Consider the following 17,897-nt stretch of genomic DNA (forward strand, 5'->3'; position numbering starts at 1 on the left):
CTATTTTTCATTCAGCGAATTATCACTTAACCCTAGAGCCTTCAGCATTGTTTGGAACTTAGCTGATGTTTCTGCTAACTCATCTTCTGGTTTTGACTCAGCAACAACTCCTGCTCCTGCATATAAACGAAGTGTATTTTCTTGCACTTCAGCACAGCGAATTGTAACAATCCATTCACCATCTCCATTTAAATCGCTCCATCCTAGCATTCCTGTAAAGAATTCACGGTCAAATGGCTCAATTTTTTGAATCGCCTCTCTCGCTTCTTCCATCGGTGTTCCGCAAACTGCTGGCGTAGGATGAAGAGCAATTGCTAATTCCAAAGAAGTAGTATTCGGATCCTTTAGTTCACCTTTCACTTCAGTAGACAAATGCCACATCGCTTCACTATGAATAACGGATGGTTTTTCCGGAACATGTAATGTATGACAGTATGGACGAAGCGCAGCAGCAACCGCTTCCACTACTACCGCATGTTCATGTAAATCTTTCGGAGAAGAAAGTAATTCCTCTGCTCTTCTCTTATCTTCTACTGGATCATCACTACGTGGTCTTGAACCAGCTAACGGATTAGAAATAACTTGCATACCATTACGTGAAACGAGTAATTCAGGACTTGCTCCAATTAATGTTTTATTACACTCGTTTTCATCTTCCGGTAAATTCACAGCAAATGTATAACCACGCTTATTATGCTCTGCTAATTCTCGAAGAAGTTTTTGCTTATCAATCTTTTCGGAAGATTCAACATCTAATGATCTGGATAGAACGATTTTCTTTAAATCGCCGTCCTGTATTTTTTTAATCCCTTGCTTTACACCATTCATATAAACTTCAGGATCTGGTACAGGCGTCATTTCAAATGCCAGTTTCTCATTTCGTTTTATCTCATTTGTTGTCTCTAACTGTAAACGCTCAGTAATTCTACTATGTTCTGGTACGATAAGTTGAACTTCTTTTCTACGATCAAAAGGCAAAGCACCAACAACGATAGGGTTCGGATTTCCAGCTTGTTTTGCATTACGTAATACCGCTTGTACAAGTTCTGTAAAACTTTCAATTTCATGATGTTTTACTGTAGTAAACTCTCCTTCTGCCAATATCGTTCGATTTGGTGAAGCAAAAAAGAACGAAGATTCAGTTTTATAATCTTCTAATAATTTTTCCGACAGTTCCTTTACGGCTATAAGTTCATTCATAGTATTAAAACCTCCTGAATTTTTTATTAAACTCCTAATGTAGCTCCGCCATCGACACATAAATTGTGCATTGTAATATGACTCGCTTTATCAGAGGCTAAAAACAATACTGCTTCAGCAATTTCTGAAGGTTTTGCAATTTTTTGTAACGGAATACCGAGTCTATATGTATTTTGAGAACCAGCAATTATATTTTCAGCTCCATTCTCATCAGCCCATAATAATCTTTGCATTTTAGTTTCAGTAGAACCTGGAGAAACTAAGTTACAGCGAATATTGTATGCTGCAAGTTCTAACCCTAAACATTTCATAAACATCGTCGTTGCAGCTTTTGATGCAACATACGCAGCCATCTCCATTCTCGGAGTATTTGCCGCATTTGAGCCAACTGTAACAATTGCCCCTGACTTTCTTTGCATCATATATTTACTTACTGCTCGGCACATATAGAAAACTCCTGTAGAATTTACAGAGAATGTTTTATTCCAATCTTCATCACTTAAAGAGTGAATCGCTCCCATACGTAAAACCCCTGCAACATTTACTAATATATCTATCGGTGCTATATCATTTTCAATCCGTTCTACTACTTCTTCAACAGCGGCACTATCACTCACATCTAAACGAAACGTTTTCACACGTGTTTCATTTAATTCATTTTGATTTAAGAGTACGTTTAACCCCTCTTCAGTTTGATCAGCCCCAATAACTGTAGCTCCTCTTTCTAAAAACATGTTTGCTACAACACTACCTATACCTTGCGCTGCACCAGTTACTAAAACCGTTTTCCCATCAAATTCCCCTATGTTCATTTCCTCTATCCTTTCATATAAAAATTAATCCAGTTTAACATCATCATTGATAACGATTTTCATTATCAATGATGATGTTAAAAATAATACACTTACTAAACTAATTGGTCAAGTGTACTTTTCATCAAAATTTTATTCATTGATAATGTTTTTCATTTAACATTCTTACACCTAAATGATAATCTTTCTCAATAAACTTGTCAACCTATTTTTATTTTTTAGATAAAATATCTTAGTGATTCTCAATACAATTACATCTAAAAGCATTAATAAGTACTTACATTACACATTTAATTCATACTCCTCTTTTTAAACTTGTAGAAGACCAACTGTAGATACCTTCATTTACAAAGCCTTATCAAAAACTCAAGTATATATTTTCTCAACATTTTTCTGAAAATACCGAGAAAATATATCTTGCAATTATTGATGTATGTCTTGTTTATATTTTAAGATTTAATACGTATTTCGGATATAATGTATCACTTTTTAATATTCTAATATAATCCAATTGGGTATTTCACTCGCTTTTTTGTCTCGAAAATCCCAAAGATTATATAACCTCCTTGCAATCATTCATAAAAAAAGCACCCTATTTAATAGGATGCTTTTTCGTATTTATAGTGTGATAGAAGATTTATATACTTATGCTACGCTGCGATACTCTTCTTCTTGTTCTTTTTTCTGCTTAGGTGCTTGAATTAAAATTGCGATAACAAATGATACGACACATAATACACCGATCACCATGAAGGTTGGTTTGAATCCACCTAGAAGTGCACCGATAAAGGAACCTGCAAGTGCTCCAAATCCAAATCCTTGATACACAATTCCGTAGTTCTTACTATGGTTTTTCATACCGTAGAAATCACCAACGATAGCTGGGAAAATAGTGATATTTCCACCAAAGCAAAACGCTACGCTTGCTACACATACGAAGTAGATACCATAATTTAAATCTACGAAACTTAAAACCAAGACTGAAGCTGCCATAACAACAAATGTACCAGTAACGATTTTTAAACGGCCGATTTTATCTGATAACGGTCCTAAAATAATACGACCTAATGTATTGAAGATTGCAACCATAGCCACCGCATTAGCTGCTGTCGCTGCGCTAAGCCCTACAAGTTGAACACCAATGTCTTTTACCATACCAATTAAGTATAAGCCACTCATACATGATGTAAATAACATAATAAATAATAAGTATACTTGTTTTGTGCCTAACATTTCTTTCGTTGTATATTCCTGAGTTTTTGTTTCATGAACTGCTCCTTGATCTGCAGCTTGATGGATTAAACAAGCGCCAATTACAATCATAGCTGTAACAATTAACCCCCAGTATATAAACGCTTGTGATACACCAACTGATTCAATTAACTGTGCGTTAACATATTTAAAGATTAAGCTACCTGAACCATATGCAGAGACAGAAATACCAGCAATTAAACCTTTACGCTTTGGAAACCACTTTATTAAATTGGATAGTGAAGTGATATATGCTGTACCATCTGCATAACCTACAACAACCCCTGCTAGTACATAAAGCAATATTAATGAGGAAGCTTGTGAACTAAGTATTAATCCTAGTCCTAATGCTAGTCCAGCTATCATAATAAGTTTACGAAGTCCCCATTTTTCTTGCAATTTACTCGCAAATAAAGTCGAAAACGCTAAGGAAAGACTAGTAATTGAGAAAGTTATAGCAACTGCGTTAAGACTCCAACCGTATTTACTAACTAAAGGCTGATTAAATAAACTCCATGTATAAATCGTTCCAAGTCCCATTTGTACTATGACTGTACCAAGGACAACAAGCCATGGATTAACATTTGATTTTTTCATACCTTTCCGCCTCCTCTTTCTATTTCAATGCTATTCGCTAAATTTTCTTTTTTTATGTTCATATTGGCCACCTCATTTGATTTAACACCTTCATTGTATAAGATGTTTCTGTTTATGTAAGCACTTACAAGATAGAGCGTCAAAAATATGGAATCAGTTACAGAAAACGAAGGACGAAATACAAAAAACGAATTATTAAATACGTAAATAGTTATTATTATGTTTTGCATCCATACGACTTACAGCTGTTTTATCATCTTCTTTTATAAAAATTATGTCTCAAGTTATATGATGGCTAGATTACAAAAATTCGATTTTCCTATACAACAAAAAAACTATTTTTACACTATAGTGCACTTTATTTTTTATAAAATAAAAAATATTTTATTGATAAACAAAACTAAATATTCACTAATATATCTATACGTGGTTTAATATATATAATAAAAAATATTTCTGTCTTTAATGAGGAGGTACTATGAAAGCAAACGTAGGGGATACTATACTTTTTCAACGAAATAATTTAAAGATTACAGGATCTGTATTAAAACTTTATACTGAATCGGTCTTAGTTGAAATTACAAATGTAAGCGGTGGTACTTTTGAATTTGATCGAACGATTGTAAATCATAAAAACTATAAAATTTTAAATACGAATACATAAAACAACAAAAAATAGCCCCTGCTCACCAGCAGGGGCTATTTTATATGAAAATACTTCATTAGTTTATATATCCTAAAACACTTACAATCTTACTCGCTTTTAAATTATTAATATGATAATAAATTTCTAAACCTCTTCTCTCAGCTCGTAACACTTTACCTTTCATTTTTGATAAATGTTGCGAAACAGTCGATTGTGGAATATTTAGTAATTCTGTTAATTGTGTTACATTACAAGTTTTTCTCGTACTTAATTCATTTACAATTTGTAATCGGATTGGGTGCGCCATAATTTTCAAAATATCTACATCTTCTTCTGAAACTAAACTTTTTCTCATTTCACTCGTATATGTTGTCATAAGACATTCCCCTTTTATATGAATTCCTCTTATTTAGATCTATTTCCAAAATATTTAAAACTCCGATGTGAAACCTTTATATAAAAATAATAGAATTTTAAATTTTTAAAAACAGAACGAAATACAATTCACTTTATTTATTTGGTACATATACATAATACAATGTTAATATGTGCTCTATGTGAAGTTAGCATATATTTATAATGAAGATTTTTCAAACAATTCACATCTAACTATATACTCCCTCCTAACACTATCCAGTGATTTTAACATATTTTAGGCGTTTGTATATACTATCTACAAAATAAATGTTGTTTAGGGGGATTTCAAATGCCAACAATGTTACAAGAAGAAGTTGAAGAAGCTCGTGAAACATATGTCAGTCGTATCATATTAGTCAGTGGATCAGCTTTATTTTTAGTAGGTGGTGTTATATCGGCAATTTCGGCTTTTAAAGCTTATAATCGTTTGGAAAATACACCGCCTTCTCCAGATAACTCGTAGGTGAATTGTTTTATATTGAATAACAAACAAATGCCACCTCTATTAAGAGATGGCATTTGTTTTATCATAAGTTCTATACTAGAAACCCGCAAAGAATGCTTTAAGTATGAATTACACTTGAACTTACTTCACCACAAACCTCGTCTGACTACACCCATCCTTCTGCTTCGTTACTTCTAATACAGCCGGCATTGCGTTTTTCAGCTCTTGAACGTGTGAAATGACACCGATAAATCGGCCTGATTTTTGTAAGTCAATTAAGGCGTCTACTGCTTTTGTTAATGACTCCTCATCTAATGAACCAAAACCTTCGTCGATAAACATCGTTTCGATGGAAATACCGCCTTCATACGCTTGAATGACGTCTGCCATTCCGAGCGCTAAACAAAGTGATGCATTAAATTTCTCGCCACCAGATAATGTTTTTACATCGCGTGTTTGGCCAGTATATGCGTCGTATACATCTAAGCCTAATCCACTTTGACGATTTCTCTTTTCAACTCGTTCACTTCGTTTTAAATAAAATTGTCCATTTGATAATTTACGTAAGCGTTCGTTTGCAATTTGAACAATTTGTTCTAAATACTCAATTAAGATGTAACGTTCAAATGATATACGGCTTTCGTTATCGCCTTTCATTACTTCATATAAGTCAACAAGTTCCTGGAAAGCTTTTTCTTCCTCATGAATTTGTTCATCAATACGCCTAATATTTTCATGTAAATCAGAAATATATGTTACCGCATTTTGCGCACGTTGACGTTTTTCTTTAATGATATCAAGATTGATTTCTAAATCTTTTATATGTTCACCTAAAGCTGTAATATCCATATACTCTTTATCTTTTAATTCAGCACGTAACTCTTCAATTTGTTTTGCAAGTACTTCAAGAGATGAATAATAGCTTTGAATTTCTTTTTGTAACATATCCATCTCAGCATCACTTAATTTAGCTTCTTTATACGTAATTTGATCGGTAAATCCGCTCTGCTCAAGCTCTTTCATAAAGCGCGTAAACGTCTCTTCTTTCTTCAATTTTGTACTTTCAAATTGATTAGAAGCACTTTCCTGTTCTGCTTGAATACGTATATTTTCATTTTGCCAATGTTGATACGCTTCCTGCACTTTCTTCCATTCGTCCTCCATTAATTTGAGTTCATGCATAGCTTGGTCAAACTGGACTTTCCAAGCTTGGACTGTTTGTAAGTTTTCAGGAATATTTTTCTTATCATGTTCATATGACGTACGAAGCTGCATACACTCCATTTCTGTACGGTGCTGTATTGTTTCTACCTCACGCTTTTGTTTCTGAAGTGCATCTACTTTTTCTTCTACACTCTTTATATTCACAGCAGTTTGCTTACGCGTTTCTTCACTCGCTTTTAGCGTATTTACTTCAGTTGCTAATTGTTTTCCTTTTTGAATAAGTGCACTGTATGTTTCAACTAATTCCTCTGAGCGATAGCCTCGCTTCTTAACCTCCTCTATTACCTGTTCATATTGTAGGTGATAGAAATTCCATTTCTCCTCTAATTGAACATGTAATTTTTCAGCAACATTTTTCTTTTCTCTTAAATCATTTAACTCTTTTTCATCGATCGCATTACTTTGCTCTGTAGCTTTTTTCGGATGGTTCGTACTACCACATACTGGACAAGATTCGCCATCATGTAGATGAAGAGCTAATATACCAGCTTGTTCACTTAACCAGCGACGTTCCATATTTTCATATGCGTTAACTGCCAATCGCATCTTATTATATGCCGCTTCTTTTTCTTTCTCGAATTTTTGCTTTTCTTGCCAAACATCATATGCTTGCTTTAAAACTTTGGCATCTTCTCGCATATTCGTTAGTTCCTCTACTTTAGCTACATATTGCTCAAGTGCTCGTTCTAATTGCTGTAATTCATCAGACATTAGCTGTTTTTGATTTGTATGCTCATCTAATTGTCGATCTAAGTTTTGCATACTTTCTTTTAATTTCCCTATTTGAATTTCTGCATTTTGTAAATTCAACTGTTTCTCAGCTAATGATGCAATAATCGGTTGTAACTCTTCTAATCTTTGAACAAGTTTTTTTGCATTTTCTCTCTCAGGTTCTTTATTCTTTACCGCTTCATATTTCTCCTGAGCAAGTTCAAAGCTTTTCGTTACATTTTCTTTTTTAGCGATTATTTGTTTTAATAAACTTTCAGCCTTCTGCTCATTTTGCATTGCTTCTTCGTACCATTGTTCAAATGGTAATAAGCGCTTCGCTTCTTCCGCACGTTTAAAAGATTTTTCTTTCATTTCAATAACTGTACGATTTTCTTGTAAAGTGTTATATTTCTCATTTTTTTGTTGTAAATCTATAAATTTCTCATTTATGGATTTCGCTGCATGAAAACGTGTTTCAGCATCCTTTAATTGCTTCGTTTGAACATCTTGTTCTACTTGTAATTGCTCCACCTCTGCCTTATACACATCTGTTTCTTGTTCTAATGCTTCTACTACTTGATGCGTGTTTACATGTTCTTGTTCCACCAATGTCTCTAATAATGCTCCATCGCGGATTGGTAATTTGAAAACATTACGGAAGTATAGCTCTCGCTCTTTCTGTTTTTCTTGTAAAACGTCTTTCCATTGTTTTCGTTTTTGATCAAGTAACTCACGCATTAACTTATAACGATCCGTTTTAAAAATACGACGTAAAATTTCTTCTTTGTTTTCTGTCTCAGATGTTAATAGTTTTCGGAATTCCCCTTGTGGTAACATAACAATTTGGCTAAATTGATGTTTACTTAAACCAATTAAATCTTCCACTTTTTTATTTACATCCGTTACATGGAAACGATCAACAGCTGGAACATTCTCTTCATCAATCACTTCATATAGTTCTACTGCATGTCCCGTAATTGTCTTGTTCCCTTGTTTTTTATGTCCAAGTTGTCGTTTTATTTCATAACGTTTCCCTTTTAACTGAAAGGTTAGTTCTACACTTGTATACATATTATCATCAGCAAATTGACTGCGAAGCATGCTCGTATCACTACGTTCTTCTCCGCTTGCCTCACCATATAACACATAACAAATCGCATCAAAAATCGTTGTCTTTCCAGCTCCTGTATTCCCAGAAATGGCGAAAATACGATGATCTCCAAGATCATTAAAATCGATTACTTCTTTCTGTTTATATGGCCCAAATGCTGTCATAATTAGTTGAATCGGTCTCATCCTCGTTCACCTTCCCGTTCTTGCACTGTTTGTAGTACTTCTACAAATAGACGTTCTTTCTCTTCTGATAAATCTAAGCCTTTCATTTCTTTATAAAAAGCCTTTAATAACGATAAATCATCCGTTTTATGTCTTGAAACAGTTACTTCATTTGACTCTGTGAACTCTCGTCTTTGAATAGATCTTTCAACATGCATTGCATTTGGATATACAGATCGTATTTTTTCCATTGGCTGCAAGACAGGATTTTCATCTAATAATTTTACAAACACATAATCTTCACTTACTGGATGTTGTAATAATTCATCTATTTTCGCTTCTACTGTTCGCATTTTACGACGTGGTGCAAGTAACCTTTTTTCAATTGTTGCTTCACCTTGCTCGTCCAGTTCCACAATATAATATCCTTTTTTATGTTTTTCTTCAGAAATAGAATATGCAAGTGGAGAACCTGAATATCGAATTGTCTCATTACGTACAAAATGCGCTTGATGTAAATGTCCAAGCGCTGTGTAATGAAACTTATCAAAATAATGACTATTTACGTATTCAGCACCACCAATTGAAAGTGGTCGTTCTGCATCACTTGTATTCTCTTCCGCTTCTCCCGCAGAAGTTACAAATGCATGACCAATAAATACGTGTCTTGCTTCTTTATCCATTGTTTCAGAAAGCTCATTCATAAAAATACGCATCGCATCATCATGAGAACGTACATCTTCGTTTTTCAAAACATGTCTAACTATGCTTGGATCCGCATATGGAACGAGATGGAAGTGAACCTCGCCATATTCATCATTTAATATAATTGGCTCATATGGAAATTGAAATTGTCCCACAATAAATAATCCTTGTTTCTTCATTAAACTACTTCCAAAATGAATACGATCTGGACTATCATGGTTTCCTGCAACCGCAATAACTGGTGTTTGTAAATCAATGACTATTTTTTGTAAAACATCATTTAATAAGTCTACTGCTTCCGTAGGTGGAATTGCTCGGTCATATAAATCCCCTGCAATAATTACGGCATCTGGTTTTTCTTCTTCAACAGCTTGTACAAACTGATCTAATACAATCTTTTGATCTTCAGTCATATACACGCCATGAACGAGCTTTCCTAAATGCCAATCCGCTGTATGAAATAACTTCATAGTTTCCTGCTCCTTTTAATTTACTGATTTTAGTGATACGAGTTGATAGTTTATTGTAGTTTTTCCGTTTTCCCACTCTAACTTTTGTATCATTGCACTACCAATTCTTTCTTCATTTGATTTATATAAAGGCAATATTTCTTGAACTGTAAATAAGTGATAACCATCCAATTTTAATTGAAATATGTTTTCTTCTATATGTAATCTTACTTCTTTTTCATTTGAAATAATTTTTGTGTGCATCTCAAATTTCATGACAGATACAACCCCTTTTTCTAATCTCTACACTATTAATAGTATATTGGCTATGCAAGATTGACAAGTAAATACACGGCAAAGTACACACTTTTCTACCGCTATATGTTTTTTATTTTTATATATAATACGGTATGTGAAATTTTATTTATTGTAAAAATAAAAATGTCTAATGTGACATCTTTATTTTTGTATAAAGTCTTTCATTACATAATATAAAACTGTAATGAAAACGATCGCTACAAAAAATGAAAATACTGCGATAATGTACCCATCCTTATTTAATAAAATGCAAAAAGAAATAGATATGATAAAAATCGGAAATACAAGTCGTACTTTATCCTTCACTTCCTCTGTCGTATCTGTATGATGAAAATACTGCGTTATCCCTATCATTAAAGAAGACAAAATAATCACCGACAATAGTAAAGGTCCTGGCATTCCGATTTCTCCTTTCTCTATTTCTAATGAAAAGCAATTTTTCTTTCATCATAATCACTTCAAATACTCTTTTTGAAGTAATTATGCACAATTTACACATATATAATAGCGTGTTTATCATGATAATTTCAAATAATTACAATTACAGTAATGTTGTAATATTCATTTTCAACCTTCAAAATCCTGCAAATATAACTCGTCAAAATATGCAGTGTCGAAATTAACACGCACCGTCAAGTTTAGACAAAATTTATAAAGGACATTTCAGTACGTATCAAGAATTAAGAATAAGAAGATATGTAAGGGAGGATGAATTATGACTGAACACGTTTTATTTTCTGTTAGCGAAAACGGCGTTGCATCAATTACTTTAAACCGCCCAAAAGCACTTAATTCTTTATCTTATGACATGTTGCAACCAATTGGGCAAAAACTGAAAGAGTGGGAAAATGATGAGCGAATTGCGCTTATCGTATTAAAAGGAGCCGGCACAAAAGGTTTTTGTGCAGGTGGCGACATTAAAACTCTTTATGAAGCACGTTCGAATGAAGCTGCATTACAGCATGCGGAACGTTTCTTTGAAGAAGAGTATGAAATTGATACATATATTTATCAATATAAAAAACCGATCATCGCTTGTTTAGATGGAATTGTAATGGGTGGTGGTGTCGGTCTTACAAATGGTGCGAAATATCGAATTGTAACGGAGCGTACGAAATGGGCAATGCCAGAGATGAATATCGGATTCTTTCCAGATGTCGGTGCTGCTTATTTCTTAAATAAAGCTCCAGGTTTTGCAGGCCGATATGTTGCTTTAACAGCATCTATTTTAAAAGCTGCTGACGTATTATTTATAAACGCTGCTGATTACTTTATGACATCTGATTCCTTACCAAATTTCCTTACTGAACTTGAAAATGTAAATTGGCATAAAGAAGATGATGTACATACTAATTTAAAAGAAGTTATTCGTACATTTGCAACTGCTCCAAAATTAGAAAGCGAGCTTGCTCCTTCATTAGAAGAAATGAATACTCATTTTGCTTTCGATACAATTGAAGAGATCGTCCATTCATTGGAGAAAGACCAAAGTTCCTTTGCTTTAAAAACGAAAGAAACACTATTATCCAAATCCCCTATTTCGTTAAAAGTAACATTAAAACAGTTTATTGATGGACAAAATAAGTCCGTTGAAGAATGTTTCGCTACTGACCTTGTACTTGCTAAAAATTTCATGAGACATGCAGATTTCTTTGAAGGAGTACGATCTGTTGTCGTTGATAAAGATCAAAATCCGGATTATATATATAAGCAGTTAAGTGATGTTTCAGAAGAAGATGTAAATCGATTCTTCAACTTACTTAACGCATAAGTGGTGGGGCGCCCGTTCATTCGGGATAAACATGAGGCTATATAGTAGTGGAATTTCACTACTATATAGCCTCTTTCTCATTTAATAATTTTTAATAAAATTTAATTTTATTAAATCAAAAATGTGTGCTACACTATTTTTAATCAAATATTCTAAAAATAAAAAGGAGGAGCAACTATGATTGAAAATTATTTTCTTTTCATCATTATGTCTATTTGTCTTATTATTTTACCCGGTCCTGATACTGCAATGGCGACGAAAAATACATTGGTTGCCGGTAAGGTCGGTGGAGTGAAAACAGTGTTCGGTACATGTGTTGCACTTTTAATTCATACTTTAGCAGCAGTAATCGGACTTTCCGCAATTATTGTAAAGTCAGCTCTTTTATTTTCTATTTTCAAGTACGTTGGAGCTCTGTATTTAATTTATATTGGCATTAAAGCCCTTTTAGCGGTAAGAAACAAAGAAGGCTTTGATACGAACGATATATCTTTAAATAATGAAGATGAACACACTTCTTGCTTTCGCCAAGGGTTTCTTACGAATTTATTAAACCCTAAAGTTGCAGTCTTCTTTTTAACCTTTTTACCTCAATTTTTAAATCCAAATCATAATACGTTTATTCAACTTCTCGTAATGGGTCTTACTTACCTCGTATTAACAGTTATTTGGTTCGCTTTTTATATATTTTTAATTGATAAAATTAGTGCTTTTATGAAAAAACCGAGGACGCAACGTTATATTCAAGGCTTAACAGGAATCGTCTTAATTGGCTTTGGTATTAAACTAGCTTTTGAAAAAAATAATTAACAAGACGAAAAACACCACATCTTCAGAGTGGTGTTTTTCATTTAACAACTGTTTTGGCTGTTTACTCTCTATTAAAACCAGCGCTCTGTTACAACTTTTTTACGTGTATAGAATTGAACACCATCTGTACCATTTGTACCTAAATCACCAAAGAATGAAGCTTTATTTCCTGCAAATGCGAAAAATGCCATTGGTGCTGGAACGTTTACGTTTACACCGATCATACCAGCATCGATATTATCACGGAACGTTTGTGCATGTTTACCATTTGACGTATAAATAACCGCGCCATTTGCAAATTTAGATTGATTTGTTAATTTAATACCTTCTTCTAAATCTTTAACTCGTACAATGCTTAATACTGGAGCAAAAATTTCATCTTGCCAAATTTTCATTTCTTGATTTACACCATCAAAGATTGTCGCACCTACAAAGTAACCTTCTCCAACTTCTTCCTTAATTTTGCGACCATCAACTAATAAAGTTGCTCCATCTGCTACACCGCTATTAATATAGCCTAATACGCGCTCTTTATGAGATTCACGAATTAATGGTCCAACATAATTATCTTCGTGGAAACCGTCACCTACTTTTAACTTCTTCGTCTCTGCTACTAGTACGTCGATGAATTCATCAGCAATTTCATCAACTACTGCTACTACTGAACATGCCATGCAGCGCTCTCCACTACTTGCGAATGCAGATCCAATTACACCTTGCACTGTTTTCTCAAGATTGCAATCAGGCATTACAATCGCATGGTTTTTTGCACCAGCTAACGCTTGTACACGTTTCCCGTGTTTCGTACCTGTTTCATACACGTAACGAGCTACCGGCTCAGATCCAACGAATGAAATAGCTTGAATATCTTTACTTTCTAAAATGCTATTTACAACATCTTTTCCGCCTTGTACTAAATTCAATACCCCTTTTGGAAAACCAGCTTCATAGAATAACTCTACAAGTCGCTCTGCTAAAAGTGGCGTTCTTTCCGATGTTTTTAATACGAACGTATTACCGCAAGCAATTGCAAGTGGGAACATCCATAATGGAATCATCATTGGGAAGTTAAACGGTGTAATACCAGCAACAACTCCAATTGGGTAGCGCCAAATCGATCCATCAATGCCGCTAGCAATATTCGGAAGAGCTTGTCCCATCATTAAATTTGGTGCTGATGTTGCAAGTTCTACCGCTTCAATCCCTCGCTGCACTTCACCAGTTGCATCCGTTAATGTTTTACCATTTTCTAGCGTAATGATTTTAGCAAGCTCTTCTTTGTTTTCTTGTAAAAGCTGTAAATATTTATATAATTGTCTTGAACGATTCGGAACTGGTACTTTAGACCATGTTTCGTATGCTGCTTTTGCCGCTTCAACAGCTTTTTCAACATCTTCTTTCGGAGATAGCGGAACGTAAGCGATAATTTTTCCAGTCGCCGGATTCGGAACTGCTTCTACTTCTGTACCAGTAGATTCTACCCACTCACCATTAATATGATTTTTTACTCGTTTAATTTCAGTTGTAATCATTATATTCTCTCCTTTTTTATGATGTATATAAGTCTATTATTTTTGATTAGAAATTAACTGTTCACTAACTTTCTTATATAAAGCAGCCATATCGTTTTCACCATATCCTGCCTCACTTGCTTCTTCATATACGTTTAATAGCATTTCGCTTACTGGTAAGTGAAGTTCGCTTTCTTTCGCTAAATCTACTGCAAATCCTAAATCTTTCTTTAATAAATTCACAGTAAATCCTGGATCGTAGTTTTCAGTTGCAATGAAACTTTTATAATTACGCTCATAAATTCTACTTTGACCGTAACTTACATTTAAAATATCAAACATTTTATCTAAATCCATATTATTCTTTTTCGCTAATGTTAAAGCTTCACTCACACCAGCTGAATAAAAACCAATTAATAAGTTATTAATTAATTTAACTGTTGTGCCACTATCAATCTGCTCACTAACATGGAAAACATTCGCACCTAGTACGCCCATGATAGATTCCGTTTTCTCATATACTTCTTTCGATCCACCAACCATAAACGTTAATGTACGGTTTTCAGCTCCAATTACCCCACCACTAACAGGCGCTGCTAAAAAGTCTACTTTCTTTTCCTTTGCAGCTTCCTCTAATTGTTTGTTTAACTGCGGCGATACCGTACTTGTATCAATGAAAACTACATTCGAGTGACCATTTTCAAATAATCCTTCTGCTCCAAAATATACCGCTTCAACAGCGCGAGGTGAAGGTAAACTTGTAAAAACTACATCACATGTTTCTGCTAGTTTTGAGATTGATAGACCGATAATTCCGCCTTCTTTTTCAAAGGACGCTTCTGCCTCTTTATTTAAGTCCACGCCATATACTGTGTAACCTGATTTAACTAGATTTTTTGACATCGGAAGACCCATGTTACCTAAACCGATAAAACCAATCTTTTTCATATCGCTTTCCTCCTATTTTACACAATATATTTCCCACGATTTATAATAGCTTTCGCAATTTCTCTCTTCTTCGTAAATACGTTCGTGTATAAAGGTACTAATAATTGACGGATTTCAGCTAAAATCACATGTCTATCTTGTTCTTCTGTGACAGCTGCTGAAAGTACAGAAATCGCCGCTTCTTCTACTTTACGGTATCCTTCTTCACAAATAACATCCGTTATTAATTGCTTCGTACGTTCTTTTTCCTCACCATTTTTACTTACCGCTTTTCTCGTACGTAAAAACGCTGATTCCATGACGTACACGTCCGTCAACATATTTGAAATTACACGTGAATATTCTTGTTCTTGGTCAATTTTTAGACCTGGAGTTTTAGAGAGCGTTTTCAAAGATTGTTTCAACAATTTTTTCGCTAATAAAATGTAACGATGGTTTCTTTCGACATTTGCTACATCACTTTCTACTTCAGTATCTTCTAATTGTTCGATTTGCTTCATTAACATTTTGGCAACTGTTAATCTATTAATTTCGTTCGTTCCTTCAAAAATACGACTAATTCTAGCATCACGATATAATCGTTCTACCTCATACTCTTGCATATAACCGTAACCACCATGAATTTGTACAGCTTCATCTACGATATAAGCAAGTGTTTCAGAAGCATTTACTTTATTCAGTGCACATTCAATTGCAAATTGGGACATTTTCTTCATAAGATCTTCATCGCTCTCATGAATTGCTTCATCGATTACACCTGCTGTACGATAAGCTGCACTTTCGGCTCCATATGTAGCAATGATCATATTTGCAATCTTCTCTTGAATCATCGTAAAGTCTACTAATTCCGTTTGGAACTGTTTTCGCTCTTTTCCATATTGAACCGACAAACCAATTGCTTGTTTTGCTGTTCCAATATTTCCAAAAGCAAGTTTAAGTCTAGCAAAGTTAAGAATATTAAGAGCTACGTGATGCCCTTTCCCAACTTCCCCTAAAACATTTTCAGCAGGGATGACAACATCTTCTAAAATAAGAGTCGCTGTTGAAGAACCTTTAATCCCCATTTTCTTTTCTTCTAATCCAATAGATACACCTTCACATGTTCTTTCGACAATAAACGCTGTCATTCCTTTATTTGTCTTCGCAAAAACAACATATACATCTGCCATATGAGCATTTGTAATCCATTGCTTCTCACCATTTAACTTCCAAGCTGTTCCCTCTTCATTCAATACGGCGCTTGTTTTTGCGCTTAATGCATCCGAACCAGCATTTGGCTCCGTTAAAGCATAAGCCCCAATCCATTCTCCCGATGCGATTTTCGGTAAATATTTTTCTTTTTGCTCTTTCGTTCCATAATATATGTAAGGTAATGTACCGACACCAGCGTGTATATTAAAAGAAACGCTAAACGCACCAGCGTACCCCATTTTCTCTGCTACAAGACCTGAGACAGCCTTTCCTAACTCGAACCCGCCATAATCTTCTGGTACCTCAATGCCTAATAATCCAAGTTCCCCAGCTTTCTCAAATAATTGACGAGAAACTTTATAGTTATGTTGTTCAATATTCTCCATTTGTGGAACAATTTCTTGTTTAACGAATTGTTCTGTCGTTTTTGCGATTAAATCTTCATCTCCTGAAAAATCTTCTGGCGTAAAGAAAGTATAATTCACATCTTTATTAAGTGAAAAAAATTCATCCCACGGTAACTTTGTTTTCTCCATCTGAATCCCCCTATCATTTCGGCCTTACTTGCTACTACGTATGCTCGTCTACGATGAGTGGAATTTCTTATTTTTGAAAACAGAAGGCGATGAATTGTCACATCAAGCAGTTCGTTTTGCCAAAGATGTATTCTCATCGCCTTAGTTGTTTTATCTATTGATCCTCTGATAATACTGTTTTTGCAATTCCAGTATCTAGTTCTTCAAAGTCATGATATGAAATTGTTTCATATAACTCACTTCTCGTTTGCATACTTGAAAGTGCATCTTTTTGAGAACCTGTTTCCTTAATTAAAGTAAACACATTCTCATATGCTTTCGCTGCAACACGAAGTGAAGTTACAGGATAAATAACCATTTGGAAGCCCATATTCGCAAATTCCTCTGCACTATAATACGGCGTTTTCCCGAACTCAGTCATATTCGCAAGTAAAGGCGCATTTACTTTACTATTAAATAGACGGAACTCTTCTTCTGATTGAAGTGCTTCAGGGAATATTGCATCTGCACCTGCTTTTACATAGGCGTTCGCTCTTTCAATCGCTTCATCTAAGCCTTCTACACCGCGAGCATCTGTACGTGCCACAATATATAAACTTGGTGCAACTTCTTTAATCGCTTTAATCTTTTGAACTAACTCTTCTGTAGTAACAAGTTTCTTACCATTTAAATGTCCACATTTCTTCGGTAATTGTTGATCTTCAATTTGAACAGCCGCAACTTTTGCTTCCACCATTTCTACTGCTGTTCTCGCTACGTTTAATACACCGCCAAATCCTGTATCAATATCAACAAGAACTGGTAAATCTGTAGCTCTTACTAGATCTCTTGCTCTTTCTGCTACTTCAGTAGACGTCACGATTCCTAAATCTGGTAGACCTTTACTTGCAGTATAAGCAGCTCCCGATAAATATAAAGCTGAAAAACCTGTATTTTTCGCAACAAGAGCAGCCATTGCATCATGAGCACCTGGAATTTGCAAAATTTCATTTGCTTCTACTAAAGCTCGGAAGCAATTCGCAAGCTCCTCTTGTGTTGACTGTTTATTCACAACCCAAGCCATTCTAAATTCCCCCTATT

16 protein-coding genes are annotated in these 17,897 nt (G+C 34.5%); 4 read left to right on the top strand and 12 right to left on the bottom strand.

Annotated features, from left to right (window positions below):
• The 3 genes from dhbC to AC1DMU_RS19245 form a co-directional block, all read right to left on the bottom strand.
• Nucleotides 1–1,200, bottom strand: coding sequence for an isochorismate synthase DhbC (dhbC, locus tag AC1DMU_RS19235; protein WP_088063302.1), 1,200 nt, complete (start codon nt 1,198–1,200; stop codon nt 1–3).
• Between the two features lie 26 nt (nt 1,201–1,226).
• Complete coding sequence (gene dhbA, locus AC1DMU_RS19240; RefSeq protein WP_088063301.1) at nt 1,227–2,012, bottom strand: 2,3-dihydro-2,3-dihydroxybenzoate dehydrogenase; 786 nt, start codon at nt 2,010–2,012, stop codon at nt 1,227–1,229.
• Between the two features lie 645 nt (nt 2,013–2,657).
• On the bottom strand, nt 2,658–3,860 hold the full coding sequence (locus tag AC1DMU_RS19245; protein WP_060488686.1) for an L-lactate MFS transporter: 1,203 nt from the start codon (nt 3,858–3,860) through the stop codon (nt 2,658–2,660).
• A 478-nt stretch (nt 3,861–4,338) separates the two neighbouring features.
• On the opposite strand from AC1DMU_RS19245, the gene AC1DMU_RS19250 reads away from it, so the two are divergent.
• Nucleotides 4,339–4,524, top strand: coding sequence for a YkvS family protein (locus AC1DMU_RS19250; protein WP_000646791.1), 186 nt, complete (start codon nt 4,339–4,341; stop codon nt 4,522–4,524).
• Between the two features lie 58 nt (nt 4,525–4,582).
• Here AC1DMU_RS19250 and AC1DMU_RS19255 read toward each other — a convergent pair whose 3' ends face one another.
• Nucleotides 4,583–4,882: an ArsR/SmtB family transcription factor gene (locus AC1DMU_RS19255; RefSeq protein ID WP_000214798.1), complete on the bottom strand. Its 300-nt coding sequence runs from the start codon at nt 4,880–4,882 to the stop codon at nt 4,583–4,585.
• A gap of 330 nt (nt 4,883–5,212) precedes the next feature.
• Between AC1DMU_RS19255 and AC1DMU_RS19260 the strand changes: the two genes are divergently transcribed.
• Nucleotides 5,213–5,386 carry a hypothetical protein gene (locus AC1DMU_RS19260; RefSeq protein WP_001142749.1) on the top strand — a complete coding sequence of 58 codons (174 nt, stop codon included), beginning with the start codon at nt 5,213–5,215 and terminating at the stop codon, nt 5,384–5,386.
• A gap of 123 nt (nt 5,387–5,509) precedes the next feature.
• On the opposite strand, the gene AC1DMU_RS19265 is transcribed toward AC1DMU_RS19260, so the two are convergent.
• The 4 genes from AC1DMU_RS19265 to AC1DMU_RS19280 form a co-directional block, all read right to left on the bottom strand.
• The gene (locus AC1DMU_RS19265) at nt 5,510–8,599 is read right to left on the bottom strand and encodes an AAA family ATPase (protein ID WP_088063300.1); all 3,090 of its coding nucleotides are present in this window, start codon (nt 8,597–8,599) and stop codon (nt 5,510–5,512) included.
• Entirely contained in the window at nt 8,596–9,753 is a 1,158-nt protein-coding gene (locus AC1DMU_RS19270; protein WP_088063299.1) for an exonuclease SbcCD subunit D, read from the bottom strand. Before AC1DMU_RS19270 ends, AC1DMU_RS19265 begins: the two co-directional genes overlap by 4 nt.
• A 15-nt stretch (nt 9,754–9,768) precedes the next feature.
• Nucleotides 9,769–10,008 (bottom strand): DUF2584 family protein, encoded by a 240-nt coding sequence (locus tag AC1DMU_RS19275; protein WP_000667347.1) that lies wholly within the window; start codon nt 10,006–10,008, stop codon nt 9,769–9,771.
• A gap of 183 nt (nt 10,009–10,191) precedes the next feature.
• Nucleotides 10,192–10,449 (bottom strand): hypothetical protein, encoded by a 258-nt coding sequence (locus AC1DMU_RS19280; protein WP_046955733.1) that lies wholly within the window; start codon nt 10,447–10,449, stop codon nt 10,192–10,194.
• 316 nt (nt 10,450–10,765) lie between these two features.
• Between AC1DMU_RS19280 and AC1DMU_RS19285 the strand changes: the two genes are divergently transcribed.
• Both AC1DMU_RS19285 and AC1DMU_RS19290 read left to right on the top strand, forming a co-directional pair.
• On the top strand, nt 10,766–11,821 hold the full coding sequence (locus tag AC1DMU_RS19285) for an enoyl-CoA hydratase/isomerase family protein (RefSeq protein ID WP_088063298.1): 1,056 nt from the start codon (nt 10,766–10,768) through the stop codon (nt 11,819–11,821).
• A gap of 177 nt (nt 11,822–11,998) precedes the next feature.
• Nucleotides 11,999–12,631, top strand: coding sequence for a LysE family translocator (locus AC1DMU_RS19290; protein ID WP_000572331.1), 633 nt, complete (start codon nt 11,999–12,001; stop codon nt 12,629–12,631).
• Between the two features lie 71 nt (nt 12,632–12,702).
• Here the strand turns inward: AC1DMU_RS19290 and AC1DMU_RS19295 are convergent, their stop codons facing one another.
• The 4 genes from AC1DMU_RS19295 to prpB form a co-directional block, all read right to left on the bottom strand.
• Entirely contained in the window at nt 12,703–14,163 is a 1,461-nt protein-coding gene (locus tag AC1DMU_RS19295) for a CoA-acylating methylmalonate-semialdehyde dehydrogenase (protein ID WP_060488680.1), read from the bottom strand.
• A 36-nt stretch (nt 14,164–14,199) separates the two neighbouring features.
• Nucleotides 14,200–15,090 carry an NAD(P)-dependent oxidoreductase gene (locus tag AC1DMU_RS19300; RefSeq protein WP_088063297.1) on the bottom strand — a complete coding sequence of 297 codons (891 nt, stop codon included), beginning with the start codon at nt 15,088–15,090 and terminating at the stop codon, nt 14,200–14,202.
• Between the two features lie 17 nt (nt 15,091–15,107).
• Nucleotides 15,108–16,817 carry an acyl-CoA dehydrogenase family protein gene (locus tag AC1DMU_RS19305; RefSeq protein ID WP_088063296.1) on the bottom strand — a complete coding sequence of 570 codons (1,710 nt, stop codon included), beginning with the start codon at nt 16,815–16,817 and terminating at the stop codon, nt 15,108–15,110.
• Nucleotides 16,818–16,971: 154 nt separating this feature from the next.
• Nucleotides 16,972–17,880, bottom strand: a complete 909-nt coding sequence (gene prpB / locus AC1DMU_RS19310; protein WP_088063295.1) for a methylisocitrate lyase — start codon at nt 17,878–17,880, stop codon at nt 16,972–16,974.
• Nucleotides 17,881–17,897 lie beyond the last annotated feature (17 nt).

The sequence above is a fragment of the Bacillus sp. 01N45 genome (assembly GCF_056399205.1).